Source organism: Chitinophaga jiangningensis, assembly GCF_900142605.1.
GTDB classification, from domain to species: Bacteria; Bacteroidota; Bacteroidia; order Chitinophagales; family Chitinophagaceae; genus Chitinophaga; species Chitinophaga jiangningensis.
Genome location: NZ_FRBL01000006.1, coordinates 556,883 through 579,118, shown reverse-complemented (window position 1 = coordinate 579,118; position 22,236 = coordinate 556,883). Strand labels below are relative to the sequence as shown.

The window sequence follows — 22,236 nt, the reverse complement described above, 5'->3', positions numbered from 1 at the left end:
TTAGTTAGTTAAAAAATTTTACAACTGCTCCATCATTGATTTCAACTCCTTAATAGGCACTGCTCTGGTAGTAGCCTTGCCTATCGTTTCCAGCAACACAAAATGAATATCATTCTTTTCCCGCTTTTTATCCAGCTTAAAGATGTCGTATACGGCATCTTTATCCGAAGTAAACGCAACAGGCAGTTGGTAATCTGTAATCAGTTTAATCAGTCGTGCAGTTTGCTCCTTCGGGAAACCCATCAGCTGCTCGGAGAAGCGCGCTGCGGCCACCATTCCTATTGCCACAGCGTTGCCATGTGCAATATGTTCCAGCTTTTCCACCGCATGGCCAAGCGTATGCCCGAAGTTGAGCCAGCGGCGTGGCCCCGTTTCAAATTCATCTTCCAGTACTACTTTTGTTTTCGCCTCCACAGATTTCTCTACCAGGTACTGTAGTACTTCCACATCACGGGCCAGGGCTTTCTCTTTATTTTGTTCGAGGTAGTCAAATAACTCCGCATCCATGATACAGGCGTACTTAATTATCTCTGCAAAACCATTATGCCATTCTTCATCCGGCATGGATAACGGTAAGGTATAATCGAAGAGAATAAATTCAGGCTGGGTAATAGTGCCCAGTAAGTTCTTTTGCTTACCGTGGCTTACGCCGTTCTTACCGCCGATACTGGCATCTACCTGTGCCAGCAGCGTAGTTGGAACAAAGCCGAAAGGAATACCACGCATGTAAATGCTGGCGGCAAAGCCGGCTACGTCAGTCATCATGCCACCACCTATTCCTACCAGGGTAGTTTTACGGTCGGCCTCAAAGCTGATGAGTCCATCGATAATTTTTTCCACAGTGCTCATGTTTTTCACATCTTCTCCTGCGGAAACAACGATCTTTTTCCAGTCGTGCAATTGATCCCCGTGATGCCGTTCTACGTTTTCGTCGATGACGAGCACCGAACGGTTTTTATCCACGTGGTTGCCCAGTTGCAGCAGACGCTCGCCAAGGAAATAGCGGGAAGTCTGCTGCTTAAATTGGTGCGTTTGTATTTTCATACCTGCTTACTTGTCTTCGTTCATGATCCTGTTCTGGCGATTGATTGATTCCAGGTGAACAGCATCGAAGTATTTGGTAATGAATTCTTTTGTGAGACCCAGCTTTTCGCCTTTAGCGATGTTGCGCTCCAGGATTTCATTCCAACGGTTAGTTTGCAGGATGGTGATGTTATTTTCTTTTTTGTACTGACCGATTTTCTCAGCAATTTTCATACGGTTGCCCAGCAGCAGCATGATTTCATCATCTACCTGGTTGATTTGCGCACGCAGTTTTTCCAGGGCAGAGTTGAAGTCTTTCTTATCGGTATGCTCACGGCGCCATACGATACCATCGAGGATTTCAGCCAGTCTTTCAGGCGTAACCTGTTGTTTGGCATCGCTCCATGCGTTATCCGGATCGATATGTGTTTCCAGCATCAGACCATCGTAATCAAGGTCGATCGCTTCCTGGGAAACTTCCTGCAGGATATCGCGGCGGCCGGAGATGTGGCTTGGATCGCAGATCATTGGCAGTTCAGGCATACGGCGTTTCAGTTCGATAGCCAGGTGCCACATTGGAGCATTGCGGTAGGTAGTGTTACCGTAGCTGGAGAAGCCGCGATGGATCAGACCTACTTTGTTGATACCGGCTTTCTGAATTCTTTCCACAGCGCCGAGCCAGAGTTCCAGATCAGGGTTGATCGGGTTTTTGATCAGCACAGTAGTATCCACACCTTTCAGCGCGTCTGCCACTTCCTGTACAGAGAAAGGATTCACGGTAGTACGGGCTCCTACCCACAGGATATCCACACCGAAGTGCAGCGCATCTTCCACCTGTTTAGCAGTTGCTACTTCCACAGCCACTGGTAAGCCAGTCAGTTCTTTCGCTTTCTGTAACCAAGGGAGGCCTTTGGTACCGATACCTTCGAAGGAACCCGGGCGGGTACGTGGTTTCCAGATACCGGCGCGTAAAACGTCTACCTTACCTGTTTTCTGTAATCTCAGTGCGGTAGCGAGCACCTGCTCTTCTGTTTCTGCACTGCAAGGGCCGGAAATGATCAACGGCTTTTTATCCGATGAAGGATCGGAGAATTTGGTGTTAGCAAGAATTTGCTCCATTGTGGTATGCTGTTCCATAGTATTAAGTTACTGCGTTTAAGTAGATTTTATGTTATTTCAGGATTTTCCTGATTTTATTAGATTTCTGAATGAGTTTGTAGATGGTATCGTAATCTTCTTCTTCGAGCAATGTTTTCATCTGTTCCAGCTGGTGAATATGTTCTTCCAGCACGTCCAGCACATTATTGCGGTTATGTTTGAAGATAGGCACCCACATATCCGGAGAGCTTTTCGCCAGGCGCACGGTAGATTCAAAACCACCGCTTGCCAGTTCAAAAATGCGACCCTGTTCCTTTTCCTTCTTTAGTACTGTCAGTGCCAGTGCAAAAGAGGTAATGTGGGAGATGTGTGAGATATAGGCTGTGTGCAAGTCGTGCTCTTCCGCATTCATATATACGGTGCGCATTTGCAACTGGTCAACCATATTTTCGATCATCTCCAGGGCATCGTCGTCACTGTTTTTAACATCGCAGAGCACGATGGTTTTGTTGGTGAAGAGGTTCTTCACGGCAGCTTCGGGCCCGGAATACTCCGTGCCGGCCATCGGGTGGGCGGCTACAAAGCGACCTCTGTTAGGATGACCGGCAACGAGTTGCAGAATGATGTTTTTAGTGGATCCAACATCCATGATTACCTGTCCTGGCTTTACTTTATCCATGATCTGCGGTAACAGTTTCAGCAAGCCGTCTACCGGAATGGCCAGTACAATCAGGTCCGTACGTTCGAGTGCTGCTTCCAGCGTAGCGTCCTCGTCGATGATGCCCAGCTCTTTGGCGCGCGCTAAGTGTGCGGCTGACTGATCTACACCGATGACGTGCTGCGCCACTCCCTTTTCTTTGAGGGAGATGGCCAGTGAGCCACCGATAAGACCTGTTCCTATTACTGTTGCTATCATCGTTTTATTTATTGAGTGCTGTTTGAATTCTTGAAATGGCTTCGTCAAATACTTTTACATCCTGGCAAAGACTCACCCTGATATAGCCGTTACCGTTACTACCGAAGATGCCACCTGGTGTAATGAATACGCGGGCATCGTAGAGTACTTTGTCGCTCAGCTCATACCCGGATTGTGATGTGGCCGGGATTTTTGCCCATACGAACATACCTACCTGGTTTTTATCGTATTCGCAGTGCAGCATATCGAGCAGCTGGAATACTTTTTCTCTGCGGGCGCGGTAGATGGCGTTGAGTGAATCATACCAGTCTTTTCCCAGTTCCAGTGCTTTTACAGCGGCCATTTGCAGTGGCTGGAACATACCGGAGTCCATGTTGCTTTTGAATCGCAGCACTTCGTTAAGGAATTCCGCTTTTCCCACCAGCATGCCTACACGCCATCCGGCCATGTTGGATGATTTGCTTAAGGAGTTTAATTCCAGTACTACATCCATGGCACCTTCTTCCTGGAGGAGACTCACTGGCTCATCGTTGAGGATAAAGCTGTATGGATTATCATGGCAGATGAGGATGTTATGTGCTTTACCGAAGGCGATCAGCTTTTTAGCGAATTCGCGGGTAGCTTTTGCGCCGGTAGGCATATTCGGGTAGTTTACCCACATCAGTTTCACTTTGCTCAGGTCAGTGTTGGCCAGCGCATCGAGATCAGGCAGCCAGTTATTTTCTGCGGTGAGGTCATAATCCCTTACAGTGGCGCCACTGAGATTAACGGCAGAGCGGTAGGTTGGATAGCCCGGATTGGGTACCAGTGCTTCATCGCCGGCCTGGAGGTAGGTCATGCAAATATGCATGATACCTTCTTTGGAGCCGATGAGCGGCAGTACTTCCGTATCAGGGCTGAGCGTAACATGGTAGAAGCGGTGGTACCAGTCGGCCATTGCTTTACGAAGTGCCGGAATACCTTTATACCCCTGGTAAGCGTGCGTGTTAGGAAGTGCTGCGTTGGTGTGCAGTGCTTCTACTACGGATGGATGTGGAGGGAGATCGGGGCTACCGATACCGAGGTTAATCACCCTGGTTCCATCCTGGTTCATCTGATCTATTTCGCGCAGCTTCTTAGAGAAGTAGTATTCTTCCGTGCCCTGTAATCTTTTAGCTACCTGTATCTGCATATAATCGGCTTAATGAGTTTTACCTTTTTTATAGATACCTAACACTTTGAGGTGTTCGGTATGTTGTTCAATTTCTTTGAGTGCGAGCTGGAAATTTTCCAGGTTTTCGAATTCCATATCGGCGTGGAAGTAATAGTTCCATACTTTGGCCGGGATGGGGAAAGACTGCAGTTTTGATAAGTTGATACCTGCGTTGGCAATTCTGGTAAGTACTTCTGCGAGACTGCCTCTTTCGTGGCTTGTTTGAAAATACACGGATGCTTTATTAGCGTCTGGTGCGGTTTCTACCGGGTTCTTTGAGATGGCAAGGAACCTGGTATAGTTGTTTTTGTTGGTGTGAATATTTGGAGCGATGATATCGAGTTCAAATATTTCGGCTGCCAGTTTTCCGGCGATGGCCGCGGTAGATTTTAATTTTTTGCTTCGAACATGTTTAGCGCTGAGGGCGGTATCTTCTGTTTCTACCAGTTTGATGTGGGGATATTTTTCGAGGAAGTCCATGCATTGCAAAAGTGCCATTGGGTGTGAGTGAACTTCCCTGATATCTTCCATGGTTTGTCCTGGTAAAACCATCAGGTGTTGATTGATTTGCAGGTAGATTTCTCCGGTTACGTGCAGTCCTGAGTTTTTGATAAGGCTGTAGTTCGGAAGGATGCTACCGGCGATGGAGTTTTCGATGGCCATGATGCCTGCATCAACGTCAGGCTGAGATTTAACTTTTCTGACCAGTTCAGCGAAGGACGCGCAACATTCTATTTCGGTATTTTTTCCGAAATAAGACTGAGCAGCCACCTGGTGGAAACATCCTTCAAACCCCTGTATCGCTATTTTCATGTTTAATGAATTGATTTTTATATTTTTTTAGTTGTTGTAGCAACTAGTTACCTGAAACAGAAAGGGCCCCGACAACGGGACCCTTTGCTTTAAACTTGTTATATGTAAGTTCGATTATTGCAAACGAGTCCCCGGCTTCTTCGCATAAAAGAAGTAAGAGAAATAATAAAAAAAGTACGTTGTGAATTTTGACATAAAATCTTTATTGCTAAAATTAAAAAGGCCCCCCGTTTCGCGGGAGGCCTTTTTTGTAGTTTCTTTTATCTTAGTTTACAAACGACCTCCCTATTCCTGGTACCAGAAATAATAAAAGCCAAAAAAACCGAAAGTCGTCTGTGAAGTCATTTCTTTTTGAATTGTGAAACAAAAATACAACTGGATTTTAATTATCCAATACCTTTAAGCGAAAAATACAATTATTTCAACAACAAGCATTATTTATTGAATAAAATCTAATAAATAGAAAACCGGAGGGGGTTGGAAAGGGTAAAGTAGGGGATAAATTAAATAGTCCGGGTATTTGTTTGAGCAGTATGGCTACCGAAAATGCCAACAACATACTTACTAATGTACATGCCTGCATTGAGCAAGCCACCGGATGGATTTGGTGTTGCGGTAGATTGATCCAACAATTGGTTCGCCCATTTCCTCGTTGCCTGGCCAACTACTATTGAAGACGGGAATGTGAGGAAATAAATTGCTGCACCCAAAATCCAGTATTGACTCGAGTGATAAAAATTTGAGTGTGCATTCAAGGGAGGAAATTTTTCAAAAACCACACTCCAACAAAGCATTATTACTGACAAATGGGCTATTGGGTAAATGATAAAAGCAAATTAATGACAATTGCATAAAATTATACAACTATTGAAAAATTGCATAAAATATAGCAATTGAAAACAAAAATAGCTCCGGAGATAAATTCAGTTTTACCCATAAAAAAACCGCCCCGGTATCCCGGAGCGGTTCATTATAATATGCGTTGTGTTGCAAATTAGTGTTTTGCAGCAGTATCAACTGCAGCAGCAGCAGCTGAATCTACAGCAGCTTTAGCAGAATCAGCAGTAGCGTTAACAGCAGCGTTTGCAGCGTTAGCAGCAGAGTCGATAGCTTGAGTAGCTTCAGTAGCAGTAGAATCTACAGCTTTCTGCTCAGCGTTACCACCACAAGCAACTGCGAAAATACCGAAAGCGGCAACCAGGAAACCAAATTTGATTACGTTCTTCATCGTACAATAATTTAGGATGTTTTTTGAATGATTTAACCTTTATACCGGGATCACCCAAAAGGTAACCCAATGTTTTAAAAAATTTTTTTTTCGGTACTTTGGGTTACCAAACGCCTTTTAATTGTATTAAGAGTGAAGCAAATTCAAGACATAGCAAAAGACAGGGATTTATTGCTGGGATTGGCAAGAAGTGATGGTAAGTCATTGGAAATCATCTATTCAGATAATTTTCCGGTTGTTTTACGCATGATTTTACAGCATAATGGGACCGAAGACGACGCCAAAGATGTATTCCAGGAAGCCATCATTATATTATATGAGAAGGCTTGTAAAGGAGACTTTACACTCACCAGCCGCCTAAAAACTTTCCTGTACTCTGTTTGCCGCCACCTCTGGCTCAAAAAACTGCAAAGTAATCACGGTATGTACGCCCTCCCCACGGAATTGGAGGAAATCATACCCGCCGAAGAGATTGTAGACGACCACGAGGCCAAAGACGAACAGTTCCGGATTATGGAAAAAGCTATGGACAGCCTGGGGCAACCATGCAAAACAATTTTGGAAGATTATTACCTGCACAAACATTCCATGCAGGAAATAGCAGAAAAATTTGGCTATACCAGCTCGGAAAACGCCAAAAACCAAAAGTACAAGTGCCTCATGCGACTCAAAAAAATGTTTTTCGATAAATACAATACATCATTATAAGCAGCAGCCATGAAAGAAGATATGTTTCTCATCAGTGAAATAGAGCGTTACCTGGAAGGGGAGATGACGGTGCAGGAGAAGGCTGCCTTTGATGAATTGCGTAGATCCAATCCACAAATCAACCGCCAGGTGGAAGAACACCAGCTCCTTGTACAGGAACTTGACCACCTCGGCAAACGTAAAGATCTCCAGGCACAGATGGACCGCATTCACCAGCAACTGGACATGCCAGCCATCCGTACCACCGTGCAGGAAGCTACCCAGGCCGAAAAACGTGCCCGGATACGCCGCCGCACCATCGCCAACCTGGCAGCCGCCGCCTGTATTGCATTGGTGACCTCACTGTCTACCATCGCCATCATTCAAAACAGCAGCCGCAACAAATCCACCGCACAGTATGAAGACGTTAGACGTGTGCTGAACAATATCCAGCGCTCGCAAAATGCCCTCATCAACGATATTAAAGACAAGAATAAAGCACCGCTCAACCCAGGTACTTACGGAGGTACAGGTTTCGCCGTTTCCGGCAACGGTTACATCGTTACCAATCTCCACGTAGTGGCAGGTGCTGACTCTATCTACGTTCAAAATACCAAAGGCGACGCCTATAAGGCTGTTAGCGTATTTGAAGACATCTCCAGCGATCTGGCCGTTCTCAAAATTGCCGACAGCACCTTTAAAAGCCAGCCATTGCCATACGCACTCAAACCACAAAGTATCACCCTCGGCGAAGAAGTATTTACCATGGGATACCCAAGAGATGAAATCGTTTACGGTAAAGGCTATATTTCCGCTAAAACCGGCTTCAACGGCGACACCACCGCCTACCAGGTATCCATCCCGGTTAATCCTGGCAACAGCGGCGGACCATTACTGGATACCAAAGGGGATATCGTAGGTATCATCACCGGCAAACAAACCACCTCCGACGGTATCGCCTTCGCCGTGAAATCAGCTCACCTGAAACGCCTCCTGGATGAAATGCCGAAAGACAAACAATCCAAAAAAGAATGGGCGCATAAGAGCAAACTCGAAGGAATGAACCGCGTAGACCAGATCAAAAAAGTACAGGAATTTGTATACCTGGTAAAGGTCTACAACTAACAAACGCATAACTGAGAAATGAAAAATAACGGAAAGGTCCTGCAACGGTGCAGGACCTTTCCGTTATTACACAGGGAAGTTTTTCTTTAAAGCAACATTGTTACACAGTTGAATTTTAGCTAAGTGCATTACAATCCCTGCACGTGATGTACGGTTACAGCAGGTGCTCCGTATATCCTGCCTCACTATAACAGTTGCGGCCTGGCCTCCGTTTAAACGGATACGGCTGCAAATGATTAAGCTAATAGCTTTTTTACTATAAGCAGGTGAAATATCCCCTGCTCAATAGCCGCTGATTAAAGCATACATTACGGCTGCAAATGATATAGCCGGCATATCTCTTCATAACTCATCCGGCTGTAATCTGGTGCCACCGCCCTGGCCGTGGCATTTACATTTACACCACCGGGAATAATAACATACCTTACTTTGTTGGTAGTAGCCGGAATCCCGTTTGGAATTACATCACATATAATCCGGATCTTACCCGGAAATATGCCATGCTGAAAACGATACTGCGTTGAAGCACTCCCAATATTGTAATAGATGCTGGGCAATTGCTTTATAATGCCAGCACTGTCAGGATCTGCCACAAACTGCATAAATACCAACACGGAGCCCTTATCAACAATTTCCTGCGTTACCCTGGCTTCCGCGATATCAAAATAAAAAGTGTTTTTACCAGCCCCGGTAGAGGACGAAGATCCCGTCCATTTGGTAGTATTCTGCCAATCGGAATACTGCACATTGGCTGTACCCGGAGGGCCTGCAGGACCCGTATCGCCATCCTTACAGGCGGCAAACATGATTATCGCTGCCAATAATATGGCCATGCTCAAAAGCTTTTTCATGAGGATTAAATTTAGGTGTGAACCTTAGCCAACAGCAGTGGCTGTGTCAAAAAATCGTTGTGCTGCGGCATCCAGGGAGGATTTCAACTCACTCTTGGCCATGCCCGCTGCTGCAACTTTTAACTCCCTGCCCATTACAAACAGCACCGTTTCATCAAAGGGGCCTTTAGGCTTAGGCGGAATTTTTGGGGTCACCTTACGGGGACAAAGTTCATCTGTGAACTCAGTCATAAACTTAGCATCGGCACCTGTTCCCAGCGCTTTCGCATGGGCAACAGCTTCCGTAGCCATGGCCTTTGCAAACAATTCTTTGGAAGCACCAGCCTGCTGCACCGGACCATGAGGGATAATCACATCCCATATCGCGGGGTTATGCAGCGCCGCAAGGCCCAGCGTTCCATATTTGCGTATCACATATTCGATGGTCCAGGGAGTAGGCTCCGGATCCATACGCATAGCAGTAAATCCACCATTAACGAAGTTGTGAGCTACTGTTTCCAGTATGGCAGATTTAGGGGAGAAATCTTGATTTGCCATTGTAGTATAATTTGGGGTGTTGAAATAAATTCACCACCTTATTGGTCGGCATTAACATCTCCCGGGGAAACAAAATTTTAAAAATATCTTCGCAGCAGCACCACCACCAGCACCGCGAAAAACAAGCCAATCAGGACATAGCCATAGGGAAAACCTTTATCAGCCTGCGGCTTCACAGCCGCTGTATCCCCTATCAACACACTGGATGCCCAGTAATAAGGCAGCTGCCGGTCCCGCCCCTGCGCATCCAGATAATGGAGCTTTGCCTGCTGCAAAGCCACATCCTTGGGCACTCCACGGGCAAGCGCCTCGTGCAGTTTTTCAGTCAGTTCATAAGTAGCTTTGTTATCAATTTTCCACAGCGCGGTAATCACCGCCGGAATGCCTGCCATACTAAACCCTCTGCCCAGGCTCAGCACACCTTCTCCCCTGGCCAGCTTCCCCCTGCCTGACTCGCAGGACGAGAGGATGATCAGCGCGGTCACCGTATCTTCCAACAACCCTATTTCCGGCAAACGCAGGCTGGTATCCGCCAGGAAAAGCACCGGCTCCATGCCCGCCGCACTGGCATGGGTGTATAACTGCACCACACTGCTACGGGGCAACTGCTCCAGAAAATTATTCCTGTCCGCATTTTCGCCTGTTAGCACCCTCCCCTTCCTGTAATCCTTTCTGATCCTGCCAACAGAAGCAGCTGCCCCGGGCAAGGGCTGCAATTCCATATTTGCAGCGTACTCCTCCGGCGCAATACCAAGGAATGGATAAACTGCCCGTTCCGTTGGAGGCTTCTGCTTCAACAATGAGCCAGCAGCATAAGTATAGCTGAATGCATGCTTCCGCAATAAATAACTGTTGTGTACATCCCGGTCCGTGAGCAAAGCATCAAAGGGGATAAAATACTCATCGCCGGAAATAATGACCCTGCTGCTATGGGGTTGAATGGGCGCAAACAACTGCTTATAGATACTATACGATAAATCACGGTAACGGTTATACGCCTGCGTGGTAAACACAGGCTGGTCCAACGCTTCCAGCAATGCCTCTACCTCCTGTTTCACATAAGGTAATCTATGCAGACGTGCCCCCCGCGCTGTTACCTGCAACACATAGGCAAAACTATCGGCCATAAAATAGCTGATCAGCTCCTGATCCGCGGCCAGTACGCGTTTACGGATCAACGCAGGCGTAGCGGCACTGGTGTCATACTTATACCTGTAGTAACCGGGATGCTGCCGCTCCAGGCCGGCAATAAAACGTTCCAGACTCTTTTGTTCCTGAAACAACCTGCGCGACGCCTGTTCATAGGCAGCCGTATCTGCCGGCTCGCGCTCCAATTGCTGCTGCACAGCGTTTATCCGTATACGTAACTGCTGCTCTTCTGCTGCGGCGGCCGCCGGCAACAACCTGCGGGCACCTAACTCATTCAGTTTATCGTTCAGCAATACGGCGCGACTCTTCTCAAAAAAATGGCAGGCAGCGTTGGGATCGTGCAGCAGGTAACTGGTTTCTATCGCCTGGGCGTACATCTTACGGGTACGGTTACGCCAGTACAGTTGGGTAGGTTCTCCATACTGCTTCCAACGCATGAGGTCCACCGCCAAATCAGCAATCATATAAGTTTGCAACGCCACTTTTCCCCAGTGTTGTTCACCTGTTTTACGGTAAATTTCCAGTAATGATTCCGCCTTATTGCTCAACAGCGTATATACGAAATAGTTATTATTAACATGCCGCAACAGTTCATAGCCAGGATTTGCCGTAATAGCTGAATCTTTAAAATTGATCGGCAGTGTGGTAAGTCCCTTCTGGTAATTGGCCAGGGCTTCGTGGTATTTTTTAAGGTTCCAGCATGCGGAACCAATATTATTGTACACACCTGCGAGTACATAGGGGTCGGCCGATTTCAGGGCAAACTGAATGCCCTGCCGGTAGCATTGCATGGCTAGCGCAGGCTGGTGTATATCCAGGTAGAAGTTACCCAGGTCAAGGGTATTTCTCGCGCAATCGCTCCAGCGCTCCGATGCTTCATTCCATCGCATCACCTGCCGGTACCATTTCACGGCCTCCTGTTCCTTCCTGAGTTTTCCACATACCGCTGCATATACGGTGTAACAAACTATTTTATAAACCTCCGCCGTATTAGGGGACAACATCCCGATGGCCTGACGAATTACGCCTGCGGCTGCCGTATCATCCAGCGCCACCATAGCCTGTGCCTTTTGTGCCAGGAGCGCAATTTCTGACAACGTATCCCGGATACTGTGCGCCACCCTGAAACCCAGCTCGGAAATATTTTTTGCCTGTTGGTACTGCCCGCTGTTGTACAGTGAAAAAGCCGATCGCTCAAACGCCAGCAGGGCGATAGCGGTCTTCTCCGGAAAGCGGATACCTAATAAAATACAGCTATCAAAATAATGATAAGACTCCTCATGGAGATACAGCTTATCATAAAATAATCCCAGGTTAAAGTAGCTGTTTACCAGAAATGGCTCCTGCCGGTCTTTGGCGGAAGTATTCACAGCGATGGCATCCTTCGTGTAGGCGATGGCGTTATCCCAGGATTGTTCCAGGTGATAAATATTCCCCATCCGGTGAACGATACGGGCATACACACTATCCTTTGCTTTATAGCAACGTTTTTGTATTGTCAGAAGTGAGTCGAGCTGGTGCAGCTTACTATTGTTATCCACCGTGCTTTGCTCCACGGCTATTACTGCCTGCATAATCGTTTGCCGGTCGGGGCACTGCGCAGCGGCATGAAAATAACAGGCCAGGCAGCTGCATAAAATCAGCTGCCTGAGTAAAGTACATATGGTATGTAAGCGCTTTTTACTTATAAGCTATTAATTTAGTTATGCGTGATATATCTGCCTCCTGCCACCTGTTTTTTTCCACCGATCACAGGATTATATTGTGCATTTATACCCGGGTTGTTCAGGAAATCTTCCTTTTTAGCGGTCGTACCATTCCTGGGAACCGGGCACATTGCTGCAATCCGACCCGTGACAATGGCTGTGGCAAAAGAGGATCCGGTTATGTATCTGTTTTCCAGGACCAGTGGTACTCTGAACAGTTGCACCCCATTTTCAATACTATCTGCCTTTACACCGATATCCACATAGCGGTCTGAAAAGTTTTGCGTAGGGCTTACCGCTGTGTCGTTGATCGTAGTAGCTACTATGATGTTAGATGCCGGGTTGTTAAAACAGGCCGGATACATCTGATGTTTGGTCAGGTCGCGCAATTCTGCTTCGGTGAGGCCGCGCTTGCGTGCGCTATCATCCGCGGCGGGCATCCTGTTGCCGGCGGAGGTAACAAAGAGAATTCCTTTTTCGGCGAGTACCCGTGTGATCATGGAATCCAGCGGCCGGTACGGAGAGGATTTGTAACCGGTATAATATCCCCATGAGGCATTGATAATCCTGGCATCGTGACTGGCAGCATAAGCGATAGCACACATAGCATTGAACAAATCGCCCTGTGCCTTCTGGTCATGCGTTTTGAGGATCATCAGTTGCAGGGCATTGGCGCTGTCGCGCTGGAATTCATTCATGATAAACAATGCAATATTGCTGCCATGGCGGCCGGGATGGTCGTCCCGGATATCGGAATTATTACCAACAAAGTTCCAGCCAACCACATCATCTTTCAGGCAGTTGGCATCATCATCATTTTGGTTACCGGGTTTTTCGGCGGGATTTTTCCATGTATAACCTGTATTCAGCAGTGCTTCATCGAGTCCGGTATCCAGTATGGCTACTCTGATAACTTTGCCGTTATTTACAAATCTCCGGGATACCAGTTTAGAAATACCGGCAGGTGTTCTATTATCCAGATCAGGAGGCGCGTTTAGGATAAAATTCCGTGAATAATATGAAGTGGAGTCCTCTCCCTGTCCTTGTGTACCACTGCCTGTGGTAGTACCACCACGAACAGGGTCGGCAAAAACATAGGTGTCGATACCGGGTGCATTCCAGAGTTCGACAGGCATATCTTTACAGTTTGGGCATGCCTGCACAGTAATCTTCACAGTATCAATACCATATACCCGCATACTATCCTTTATGCGGGTGCGCTCCTCAGTGGTGGGAGTATGTTTGAAGATGAGTACTAATTGATCTTTATGGTACTGTGGTGAGGCGTAAGCGCTATCCGTACGGGTAATCTTTTTAACCGGTTCCGGGCCTTTACAGCGCCGCAGCAAAAACAATACAATGATAATCGCAATTATCAGCAATAGTAACAGCAGATTTCGAGGTTTCATGTTTACAGTTTATTCAGCCACTCAACAGCATATTTGCTGCCTGGCAGCTGGTTGTTTTTTACTTCCAGTAATAACTTTTTGGCGAGCTGTAAGTCTTCAGGGGTGCCGCGTTGTAACAATGCCAGTGCTTTATAGAATGGTCCGGGGTTGGCATACAGCGGAATCTGTGAGAGCAGATCAAACTGCGTTATTGCCATATCATAACGTTTGGTAACAAGGTATACGATTCCAAGATATTTAATGGCGTCTGTTTTCACAGATGCAGTGTTGGAAAGTATGGTAAATATTTTTTCGGCAGCAGCATAATCTCCTTTATTATACGCTGCAATACCCGTTTGTAAACTATCACTTTCACTACTCATAGTAACACTTAGCTGGCTAAGGTTTTCTTTGATATAGCTATCAGCGAGCTTTGATGGAGCGGGTGAGCCTTTGTAATACAGCCAGCCGGCAATTACCAGCAGCAGCAACGTGGCTGCCACCGCGAGGTAACGCCCAACGGGACGTTTAGCCACGGCCATGCTCACCGGCATTTTTTTAAAAGCAGCCGCTTTATTTTCATGCACTGCTTCCTTTATCACACTTCTGGCAGTCAGGTAGAAAGCAACTGCGCGGGCAAACTCCTGGTCGGAAGTACAGCGTTGTTCAAACGCCGCTTTTTCTTCCGGCCGTAATGCCCCTGTAAAATAATCATCGATGTAATGTAGTTGCTCATTCATAACCAGGCATTTTTTCCCTTAATTTATCAAGGCACCGTCTTCTGCTCACTTTCACTACCTCAGCGGAGTTATAATGCAGCATGGTAGCTATTTCGCGATCGGGGTATCCATCTTCAAACAATAACAACAGCTCTTTACATTTTTCGCCGATTTCTGACAGCTTTTGCCGCAGCAGTATACGGTTATTATTGTCTATCAGCTGCTGCACTGCATTCCTGGCATTATCGGGGAGCATCATCATCATGGTGTCCAGGTCTGAAGTATGGTGAACCCGCTCTTTATTAGTCGCGCTTTTTCGCTTCAGGTCAACACATTTATTGTAAAAAATCTGGGAAATGTAAGTTTTAAGCGATGCCCGGTGCTCAAACCTGCCTGCAACCACATTGTCTATCACGGATATCACCGCGTCAGAATAGGCGCTGGCACTATCATCAGTGGTCAGACTATACTTGCGTTCACCCTCCCTGGTGAGGTAGAAAAAGGAGGTGTAGAGCAGTTCTTCAAAAGAACGTCTTGCGGGGCCGCCCAACTGTAAGCCTGCAAGGATTTCTGCGTCCCTGCTACTATTTACTGATATGGGTATCATACAGGTTAATAAATAAAGAATTGGGGAAAACTAATATACGTAAAAAAAATTCACCAATGTTGTTTACCTCTGGTTTTATCTCCCGACTAATACTTATAGTTAACACAGTTTGTTACCCCCAAAAAAACCTCCTTGTAGGTATAACCCCCAAAAAGAAAAGGGTGATCAATCTTCATTGATCACCCTTCCTGTTTAGGCCGGTGGCCTTATTTCTTTATCCAGCTTTTATATTTATCTGTTATCCAGTACAGCAAGTCGTTGTTTTCCAGGCTGCGCATGGTTTCATATGAAGGATAGTTATCACGCATAAAATGCTGTAAGGAATCACCTGACAAACCAGTTACCCGGCTAACCAATGCGGGTGTATAACGGGAATCGATATACTTTTCCTTTTCCATGGCTTCGTAATTCTCTTTAAACTGGCGTTTTTGTTTTTCTTTTTTAGAGAATCGGGTAATCGGGCTGAACACTATTCCCGCCCCTTCTGGCGTATTTCCCCCGGCAAGCGGCTTATTGGGCAAGTCCAGCAGGTAGCCATATTGCTCCCGGCGAGCCATAGAATCCAGCTGGTACGGGGAGTACTTGGCACTGATATCTACTCCTTTCAGGAACTTGCTGGTCACTGTCATGCGGATGTTGATGGTTTGACTGCCTGAGGTGGCCGTTACCTGAACGGTATCCGAAATATATCCTACAAAAGTAACGGATAACCGGTCGCCACGGGAAGCATTAATACGGTAAAAGCCACCCTGATCGGTAACGGAGTGCTTACCGGTGGTGAGATTGGTAACAGTAGCGTATGGTAATACCAGCCTGTTTGTATCGGACACCACACCGGTTACTACCACCTGCGCCTGCACGAATTGCATAGTTAATAATAGCATACAGCCTAAGGCTAAAATGCGGGCAATTTGCTTCATCATCTAATTAGGTTTTAAATCCTGACGGTTATCTATTCCCATTCAACAGATCAGTCACTCCTTATGTTCAGGTATATCTCTCTACAATATTACAGTTTTATAAAAAACAAAAATCCTTCCAGTCTGAGACTGGAAGGATTTTTTATACCTGTAAATTTCATTTGATTTTTTACCAATGACCTTCGGTCATTGGTGGAGGGGGCCGCGCTGCGCGCGGTGGTGCTGATTAACTGTTTCTCCCAATGACATGCAGTCGGTGAAGACCAGATGCCACAATTTGCGCGGCGGGGCTGATTGCTTGTTGCTCCCAATGGCGCTCAGTCGGTGAAGACCGAAGCCCGCATTTTGCGTGGCGGGTGCTGATTGCCTGTTGCTCCCAATGATGCTCAGTCGGTGAAGACCGGAGCCCGCATTTTGCGCGGCGGGGCTGATTGCTTGTTGCTCCCAATGGCACTCAGTCGGTGAAGACCGAAGCCCGCATTTTGCGTGGCGGGTGCTGATTATTTAGATTTACCTCCCTTTATCCTGCAGTCACCTTAACGCGTGTATCAAACTGCTGTGATGCACCAGGAGCCAGTTCTACCAATCCTAATCCATTATTAAAAGCATTGGGAGCACCACTCAGGTTTTCGATCGCGATACTTTTGCGATGCGGCGGTATATAGACCTGCAAAATCGGATACTGTGGTGAAGGGTGGAAGCTGATGCTGATATTCTTTACCGGATCGCGCAATACAGCCAGTGGCTGAGATGCGCTGAAATCCAGTACAAAGGAATTGTCCAGCTCCACACCTTGCAGTCCCTTACCGGTTCTGAACTCAGTAAATGGCAGTACTTTACCTGTAGGAATCAGCTTCTCATCAAATTCTACAATTTGTTTGGAAGCAAAGGTCAGCACCAGCTGATCCACCGGCGTACCGGTAGAAAAGTAGGGATGCCATCCATCCATCAGGGGCATTACTGCATCACTCTTACTGGTAACAGTAGTGGTGATCTGCAGTTCATTATCCGGGTGCAGGGTATAAGTGGCCGTGCAGTCGTATGCAAACGGGAAACCTGCATCTTCCTGATTATAACTATATGCAAGGGTAACAGTAGCCCTGGTGTCATCAGCTTCCTGTGATACCACCTTAAAAGGGGCATTGTACAGTAAGCCATGGATGGCATTACCCGGAGCAATCGTTTTTTCCAGCGTATAGTCTTTACCGTTAAAGCTATAACTGGCATCCTTGATCCGGCAGGCGTACGGACTTAGTTTTACATTCTTGAAGCTGTTTTTCAGATCCTGCTGCATATCCGCCAGGTCTTTATAGCTATCGATCAAGTTAAGGGTGTTATTCCCCTGTTTCACCTTAAACGCGTGCAATAAAGCGCCGTGTGCCGGAATTATTTCTACGGTTGTCCCGTTTTTTCCGTCTGTCAATGCCACAATATCAAAACCACCTTCCTGGAATGAAAGCATACTAAATCTCATTGTTCCTGTTTTATTTGCATACAAAATAGTCAAAAAAATCAGATGGCGTTATTGATAATATTCTCGAGCCATTCCTGACGGCCGCTGGTCAGTTTAGGCTCACCGTTAGCCGCTGCGATGTTGCGCAGATCTTCCAGGGTGAGTTTACCGGTTTCGAACTCCTGGCCTTTACCGCTGTCGAATGATGCGTAACGGTCTTTACGGAATTGTTTATATGGAGAATTTGCCAGCACTTTTTCAGCGATGATCGCGGCTCTTGCGAACGTATCGATACCACCGATGTGTGCGTGGAAAATATCTTCAAGGTCAGTAGAGTTACGACGGGTTTTAGCATCGAAGTTTACGCCACCACCTGCAAAGCCACCGGCCTCGAGGATGATCAGCATACTTTCGATCAGCTCATTGAGGTTCATCGGGAACTGATCGGTATCCCAGCCGTTCTGTGCATCACCGCGGTTAGCGTCGATGCTACCCAGCATACCTGCGTCGGCAGCTACCTGCAGCTCATGCTGGAAGGTATGACCAGCGAGGGTTGCGTGGTTTACTTCGATATTGAGTTTGAAATCTTTATCCAGTCCATACTGACGCAGGAAACCGATTACAGTGGCACTGTCGAAGTCGTACTGGTGTTTGGTAGGTTCGGCTGGTTTAGGCTCGATAAAGAAGGTACCTTTAAAGCCTTGTTTACGTGCGTAGTCGCGCGCCATACCGAGGAAGCGTGCCAGGTGTTCCTGTTCACGTTTCATGTTGGTGTTCAGCAGGGTCATATAACCTTCACGGCCACCCCAGAACACGTAGTTTTCACCACCCAGTGCGATGGTTGCATCCAGTGAGTTTTTCACCTGTGCACCCGCATAAGCTACCACTGCGAAGTCAGGGTTGGTAGCGGCACCGTTCATATAGCGTGGGTTGCTAAAAACATTGGCAGTACCCCACAGCAGTTTCACCCCGCTGGCGGCCTGTTTTTCTTTTGCGTAAGCAACGATTTGCTGCATGCGGCTTTCATATTCAGCTACGTTAGCACCTTCGTCTACCAGGTCCACATCGTGGAAGCAGTAGTAAGGTAAACCCATTTTGGTAATGAATTCAAACGCGGCATCCATTTTATCTTTTGCGCTTTGTACAGCGTCAGTGGCTACCAGCCATGGGAAGTTTTTAGTACCAGGACCAAACGGATCTCCACCAGTGCCGCAGAAGGTATGCCAGTAAGAAACGGCAAAGCGAAATAACTCCTTCATGGATTTACCGGCAATGATTCTGTTTTCATCGTAAAAACGGTAAGCCAGCGGGTTGTCTGATTGAGGTCCTTCAAACTTGATCTTACCGATCCCTTTGAAGTATTCCTGGTTTCCAAGTGTAATGTTCATAACTATGTTAAATTTAAAATTTACTTATTATCTGCCAGTTCTCCGAGTGAGAGACGCTGTTTAAGAGCGTAGAGCCACTGGCCATATGCTTCGCGGTATTGTGATTGCAGTTTCGCCTGAGGCTCAATAACGGCCAGGCATTCCATTCCGTGGAAGGCATTTTGCAGCGTGAAATGCCCTGCTCCTACGGCTGCACCGCGGGCGGCGCCCTGGGCGCCATCTGTGTTGTATAATTCTATTACTACGTTGGCCGTGTTGGCGAAAGCTTCGCGGAAGAGCGGACTCAGGAACATGTTTGCCTGTCCTGCACGCACGCGGTGGATTGCAGAACCCATTTCTGCCATGATATCCATGCCATAGTTCAGGCCGAAAACAATACCTTCCTGAACGGCGCGCAGCATATGCTCCCTGCTGTGCAGGTTAAAATCAAGCTGGTTCACGGTAGCGCCTACACGCATATTGCTGAGGATTCTTTCGGCACCATTGCCGAAAGGAAATACCTGTAACCCTGCGGCGCCTATTGGCGCGGTTGCCGCCAGCTCATTCATTTCGGGATAGCTAAGCTCCCCTACTACTGATTTCAGCCAGCTGTTGGCAATACCGGTACCGTTGAGGCACATCAGTACACCATTGCGTACACCGCCAGCCTGATTGTTTACATGTACAAAGGTATTGACCCTGCTCTGGTGATCGTAGGCATGCTGGTCGGTTACGGCATATACCACGCCGGAAGTACCCGCGGTGGTAGCTGCTTCACCCGGTTGCAGTACATTCAGGGAAAACGCGTTATTAGGCTGATCGCCGGCTCTGTAAGTAACCGGTGTACCTGCCGCCAGTCCCAGTGTAGCCGCTGCCGTAGCAGTCAGGCTTCCCTGATCCCCAAACGTAGGTACGATCTCCGACAGCAGTGATGCATCAATATCATAGTGGTTCAGCAGGTCCACCGCAATACCCTGGGCAGTAAAATCCCAGAAGGTACCTTCCGACAAACCGGAGGCGGTAGTGCAGGCTTTACCGGTGAGTTTCATACCGATGAAATCACCGGGCAGCATCACTTTATGAATACGTTCGAATACATGTGGCTCGTTTTCCTTTACCCAGCGGAGTTTGGAAGCAGTGAAGTTGCCCGGGGAGTTGAGCAGGTGGGAAAGACAGTATTGCTCTCCCAGCTTGTTAAACGCCTGGCGGCCAATTTCCACGGCGCGACTATCACACCAGATAATAGCAGGACGTAATACTTCCTGGTTTTTATCCACACATACCAGGCCGTGCATCTGGTAGGCGATGCCGATACCTTTAACGGTAGCGGGTTCAAATGCAACTTGTTGTTGAAGGATTTTGGTGGCGTTGATTACTTCCTGCCACCAGCTTTCGGGGTCCTGTTCCGCCCAGCCGGCATGAAGCACCTGCATAGGCATTTCACGGGAAGGACTGATGGCGCTGGCCAGGCATTTACCACTTTCAGCATCCAGCAATGCTGCCTTTATTGATGAAGAGCCAATATCGTAGCCTATAAAGTACATATCTTATTTTTTACAATGGGCAACAGGTTCCATACCGGGGAGTACGGATATCGTTGGAGAATTTATGGACAACACCTTCGGTGTCATCAGGTGTCAGAAGGCGCAAAAGCACCTCCTGACACTAACTTATTATCATCTGAATCTACTACCAGTAAACAGTGTAGAGTGCCATCAGGATACCGCAGATGAGTACAGCTCCTACGGTAAAACCAACAGATGGCTTGAACATGGTGGCATCAATGGCCAGTCCTTTAGGATTGTTTGCACTTTTAGGATCTGCGAGGGTAATGATGATCATACCGATTACGCAGATAACAAACACCAGACCCATACGGTCGAGGAACGCCATTTCGTATACGCCTGAATCAGGATTTAAGATTGCCCAGCCGCTGTTGTAGAGGAAGCTGAGGTCCGTAAAGCCAGGCAGGAACTTGAAGAAGAAGGAAAGCAACAGACCGCCGATCATTGCAAACAAGGCAGCGCTGCTCGTGGTGCGTTTCCAGAAGAAACCAAGCGCAAACATGGCGAATACACCCGGAGACACGAAACCGGTATATTCCTGAATAAACTGGAAGCCTCCTTTTTTATCGATGCCAAGGAAGTTGGAAATTACAATCGCAATCAGCATGGTAACTACCACGGCTGCACGACCTACATTCACAATCTTCTTCTCGTCCGCTTCTTTATTGAAGATTTTCTTATAAATATCCAGTGTGAAGATGGTAGAGATACTGTTGGCTTTACCTGCCAGTGAAGCAACTACTGCTGCTGTAAGCGCGGCGAAGGACAAGCCTTTCAGACCGGTAGGCAGCAGGTTTAACAGCACCGGATAAGCGTTATCCGCGTTCAGGGAGCCATCTTTCAGCATCTCCGTCTGGAACTGACCTTCTTTCCACAGCACGTAGGCAGCGATACCTGGCAACACCACGATGATAGGCATCAGGAGTTTCAGGAAACCTGCAAACAGCAGACCGTTACGGGCTGTTTTGAGGTCCGCACCCAGGGCACGCTGTGTAATGTACTGGTTACAACCCCAATAGTTCAGGTTTACGATCCACATACCTCCAACGAGTACACTGAGGCCTGGCAGGTCGAGGTACTTCGGATTTTCCTTGTGGATGATCATGTGGAAGTGGTCGTTGGCATGTTGGGTCATCAGTTTGAAACCGTTGAGCACGCCTTCGCTGCCGAATTGCCTGGAAACCAGTTGCAGGGCCAGGTAAGTAGTTGCCAAACCACCCAGGATAAGGAAGAACACCTGGATAACATCTGTATACCCGATTACCTTCATACCTCCCAGCGTAATGATGATGGCGAATACCGCAAGGCCCACCATACACACATAGAAGTTGATACCGGAGATGGTAGTAATAGCCAGGGCTCCCAGGTAAAGGATAGACGTGAGGTTTACCACCACATACAGCAATAGCCAGAACACGGCCATGATGGTGGCCACAGTTTGGTTATACCGCTTCTCCAGGAACTGGGGCATGGTGTAAATCTTGTTCTTGAGATAGATTGGCAGGAAGAATACAGCCACCACTATCAGGGTTGCTGCTGCCATCCACTCGTAGGTAGAAATTGCGAGCCCGATATTAAACCCGTTGCCGGACATACCGATAAATTGCTCAGCAGAAATGTTAGACGCAATCAGCGAGGCGCCAATTGCCCACCAGGTAAGAGATCCTTCCGCCAGGAAAAAGTCTTTTGAGTCTGTAGTGGCTTTCTTTTTCTTTTTGTAGATGTAATACCCATAGCCTGCTACAATGATAAAGTAGATCAGGAAAACAAGGTAGTCCATACCGCGAAGAGTGTGATTCATAACGTTCAAACGTGGTTGTTAAAATAAATAGCGGAACAATTTAGCAATTTAAATGTAATTTTTACCCTTACCTACGTGTTAAAAAAGTAAA

General features: G+C 47.2%; 19 protein-coding genes. 2 read left to right on the top strand and 17 right to left on the bottom strand.

The genetic code is table 11. From position 1 onward, the window contains the following. Positions 1 to 18 precede the first annotated feature (18 nt). The 6 genes from aroB to BUB18_RS17955 all read right to left on the bottom strand — a co-directional run bounded on the left by aroB (position 19) and on the right by BUB18_RS17955 (position 6,270). Complete coding sequence (gene aroB / locus BUB18_RS17980; protein WP_073083743.1) at positions 19 to 1,044, bottom strand: 3-dehydroquinate synthase; 1,026 nt, start codon at positions 1,042 to 1,044, stop codon at positions 19 to 21. A 6-nt stretch (positions 1,045 to 1,050) separates the two neighbouring features. Then, a complete protein-coding gene (locus BUB18_RS17975; protein WP_245805692.1) occupies positions 1,051 to 2,160 on the bottom strand; it encodes a chorismate mutase in 1,110 nt (369 codons plus the stop codon). Between the two features lie 34 nt (positions 2,161 to 2,194). Then, a complete protein-coding gene (locus BUB18_RS17970) occupies positions 2,195 to 3,037 on the bottom strand; it encodes a prephenate dehydrogenase (RefSeq protein WP_073083741.1) in 843 nt (280 codons plus the stop codon). Positions 3,038 to 3,041: 4 nt separating this feature from the next. Beyond that, positions 3,042 to 4,208 carry a pyridoxal phosphate-dependent aminotransferase gene (locus BUB18_RS17965; RefSeq protein ID WP_073083740.1) on the bottom strand — a complete coding sequence of 389 codons (1,167 nt, stop codon included), beginning with the start codon at positions 4,206 to 4,208 and terminating at the stop codon, positions 3,042 to 3,044. Between the two features lie 9 nt (positions 4,209 to 4,217). Continuing rightward, on the bottom strand, positions 4,218 to 5,042 hold the full coding sequence (locus BUB18_RS17960) for a prephenate dehydratase (protein ID WP_073083738.1): 825 nt from the start codon (positions 5,040 to 5,042) through the stop codon (positions 4,218 to 4,220). Between the two features lie 994 nt (positions 5,043 to 6,036). Next, positions 6,037 to 6,270, bottom strand: coding sequence for a hypothetical protein (locus BUB18_RS17955; protein WP_073083736.1), 234 nt, complete (start codon positions 6,268 to 6,270; stop codon positions 6,037 to 6,039). A gap of 132 nt (positions 6,271 to 6,402) precedes the next feature. Between BUB18_RS17955 and BUB18_RS17950 the strand changes: the two genes are divergently transcribed. Together BUB18_RS17950 and BUB18_RS17945 are read left to right on the top strand one after the other, a co-directional pair. Next, the gene (locus BUB18_RS17950) at positions 6,403 to 6,978 is read left to right on the top strand and encodes an RNA polymerase sigma factor (protein WP_073083735.1); all 576 of its coding nucleotides are present in this window, start codon (positions 6,403 to 6,405) and stop codon (positions 6,976 to 6,978) included. Positions 6,979 to 6,987: 9 nt separating this feature from the next. Then, positions 6,988 to 8,082: a S1C family serine protease gene (locus tag BUB18_RS17945; RefSeq protein ID WP_073083733.1), complete on the top strand. Its 1,095-nt coding sequence runs from the start codon at positions 6,988 to 6,990 to the stop codon at positions 8,080 to 8,082. 308 nt (positions 8,083 to 8,390) lie between these two features. Here the strand turns inward: BUB18_RS17945 and BUB18_RS17940 are convergent, their stop codons facing one another. From BUB18_RS17940 to BUB18_RS17890, 11 genes are all read right to left on the bottom strand, one after another. After that, entirely contained in the window at positions 8,391 to 8,933 is a 543-nt protein-coding gene (locus BUB18_RS17940) for a hypothetical protein (RefSeq protein ID WP_143159986.1), read from the bottom strand. Between the two features lie 24 nt (positions 8,934 to 8,957). Next, on the bottom strand, positions 8,958 to 9,470 hold the full coding sequence (locus tag BUB18_RS17935) for a hypothetical protein (RefSeq protein WP_073083730.1): 513 nt from the start codon (positions 9,468 to 9,470) through the stop codon (positions 8,958 to 8,960). A gap of 77 nt (positions 9,471 to 9,547) precedes the next feature. Beyond that, positions 9,548 to 12,193, bottom strand: coding sequence for a CHAT domain-containing protein (locus tag BUB18_RS17930; protein ID WP_073083729.1), 2,646 nt, complete (start codon positions 12,191 to 12,193; stop codon positions 9,548 to 9,550). Between the two features lie 125 nt (positions 12,194 to 12,318). Further along, entirely contained in the window at positions 12,319 to 13,734 is a 1,416-nt protein-coding gene (locus tag BUB18_RS17925; RefSeq protein WP_073083727.1) for a S8 family serine peptidase, read from the bottom strand. Positions 13,735 to 13,736: 2 nt separating this feature from the next. Further along, complete coding sequence (locus BUB18_RS17920) at positions 13,737 to 14,453, bottom strand: hypothetical protein (RefSeq protein WP_073083725.1); 717 nt, start codon at positions 14,451 to 14,453, stop codon at positions 13,737 to 13,739. Next, positions 14,446 to 15,039 carry an RNA polymerase sigma factor gene (locus tag BUB18_RS17915; protein WP_073083723.1) on the bottom strand — a complete coding sequence of 198 codons (594 nt, stop codon included), beginning with the start codon at positions 15,037 to 15,039 and terminating at the stop codon, positions 14,446 to 14,448. The genes BUB18_RS17920 and BUB18_RS17915 overlap by 8 nt, the downstream gene beginning before the upstream one ends. A 206-nt stretch (positions 15,040 to 15,245) precedes the next feature. After that, positions 15,246 to 15,962: a carboxypeptidase-like regulatory domain-containing protein gene (locus BUB18_RS17910; RefSeq protein ID WP_073083721.1), complete on the bottom strand. Its 717-nt coding sequence runs from the start codon at positions 15,960 to 15,962 to the stop codon at positions 15,246 to 15,248. Positions 15,963 to 16,479: 517 nt separating this feature from the next. Then, the gene (locus tag BUB18_RS17905) at positions 16,480 to 17,433 is read right to left on the bottom strand and encodes an aldose 1-epimerase (protein WP_083550213.1); all 954 of its coding nucleotides are present in this window, start codon (positions 17,431 to 17,433) and stop codon (positions 16,480 to 16,482) included. Between the two features lie 38 nt (positions 17,434 to 17,471). Continuing rightward, positions 17,472 to 18,800 carry a xylose isomerase gene (gene xylA, locus BUB18_RS17900; protein ID WP_073083718.1) on the bottom strand — a complete coding sequence of 443 codons (1,329 nt, stop codon included), beginning with the start codon at positions 18,798 to 18,800 and terminating at the stop codon, positions 17,472 to 17,474. 20 nt (positions 18,801 to 18,820) lie between these two features. Then, positions 18,821 to 20,323, bottom strand: a complete 1,503-nt coding sequence (locus BUB18_RS17895; protein ID WP_073083716.1) for a xylulokinase — start codon at positions 20,321 to 20,323, stop codon at positions 18,821 to 18,823. A gap of 145 nt (positions 20,324 to 20,468) precedes the next feature. Further along, positions 20,469 to 22,145, bottom strand: a complete 1,677-nt coding sequence (locus BUB18_RS17890) for a sodium/sugar symporter (RefSeq protein ID WP_073083714.1) — start codon at positions 22,143 to 22,145, stop codon at positions 20,469 to 20,471. Positions 22,146 to 22,236: the final 91 nt, after the last annotated feature.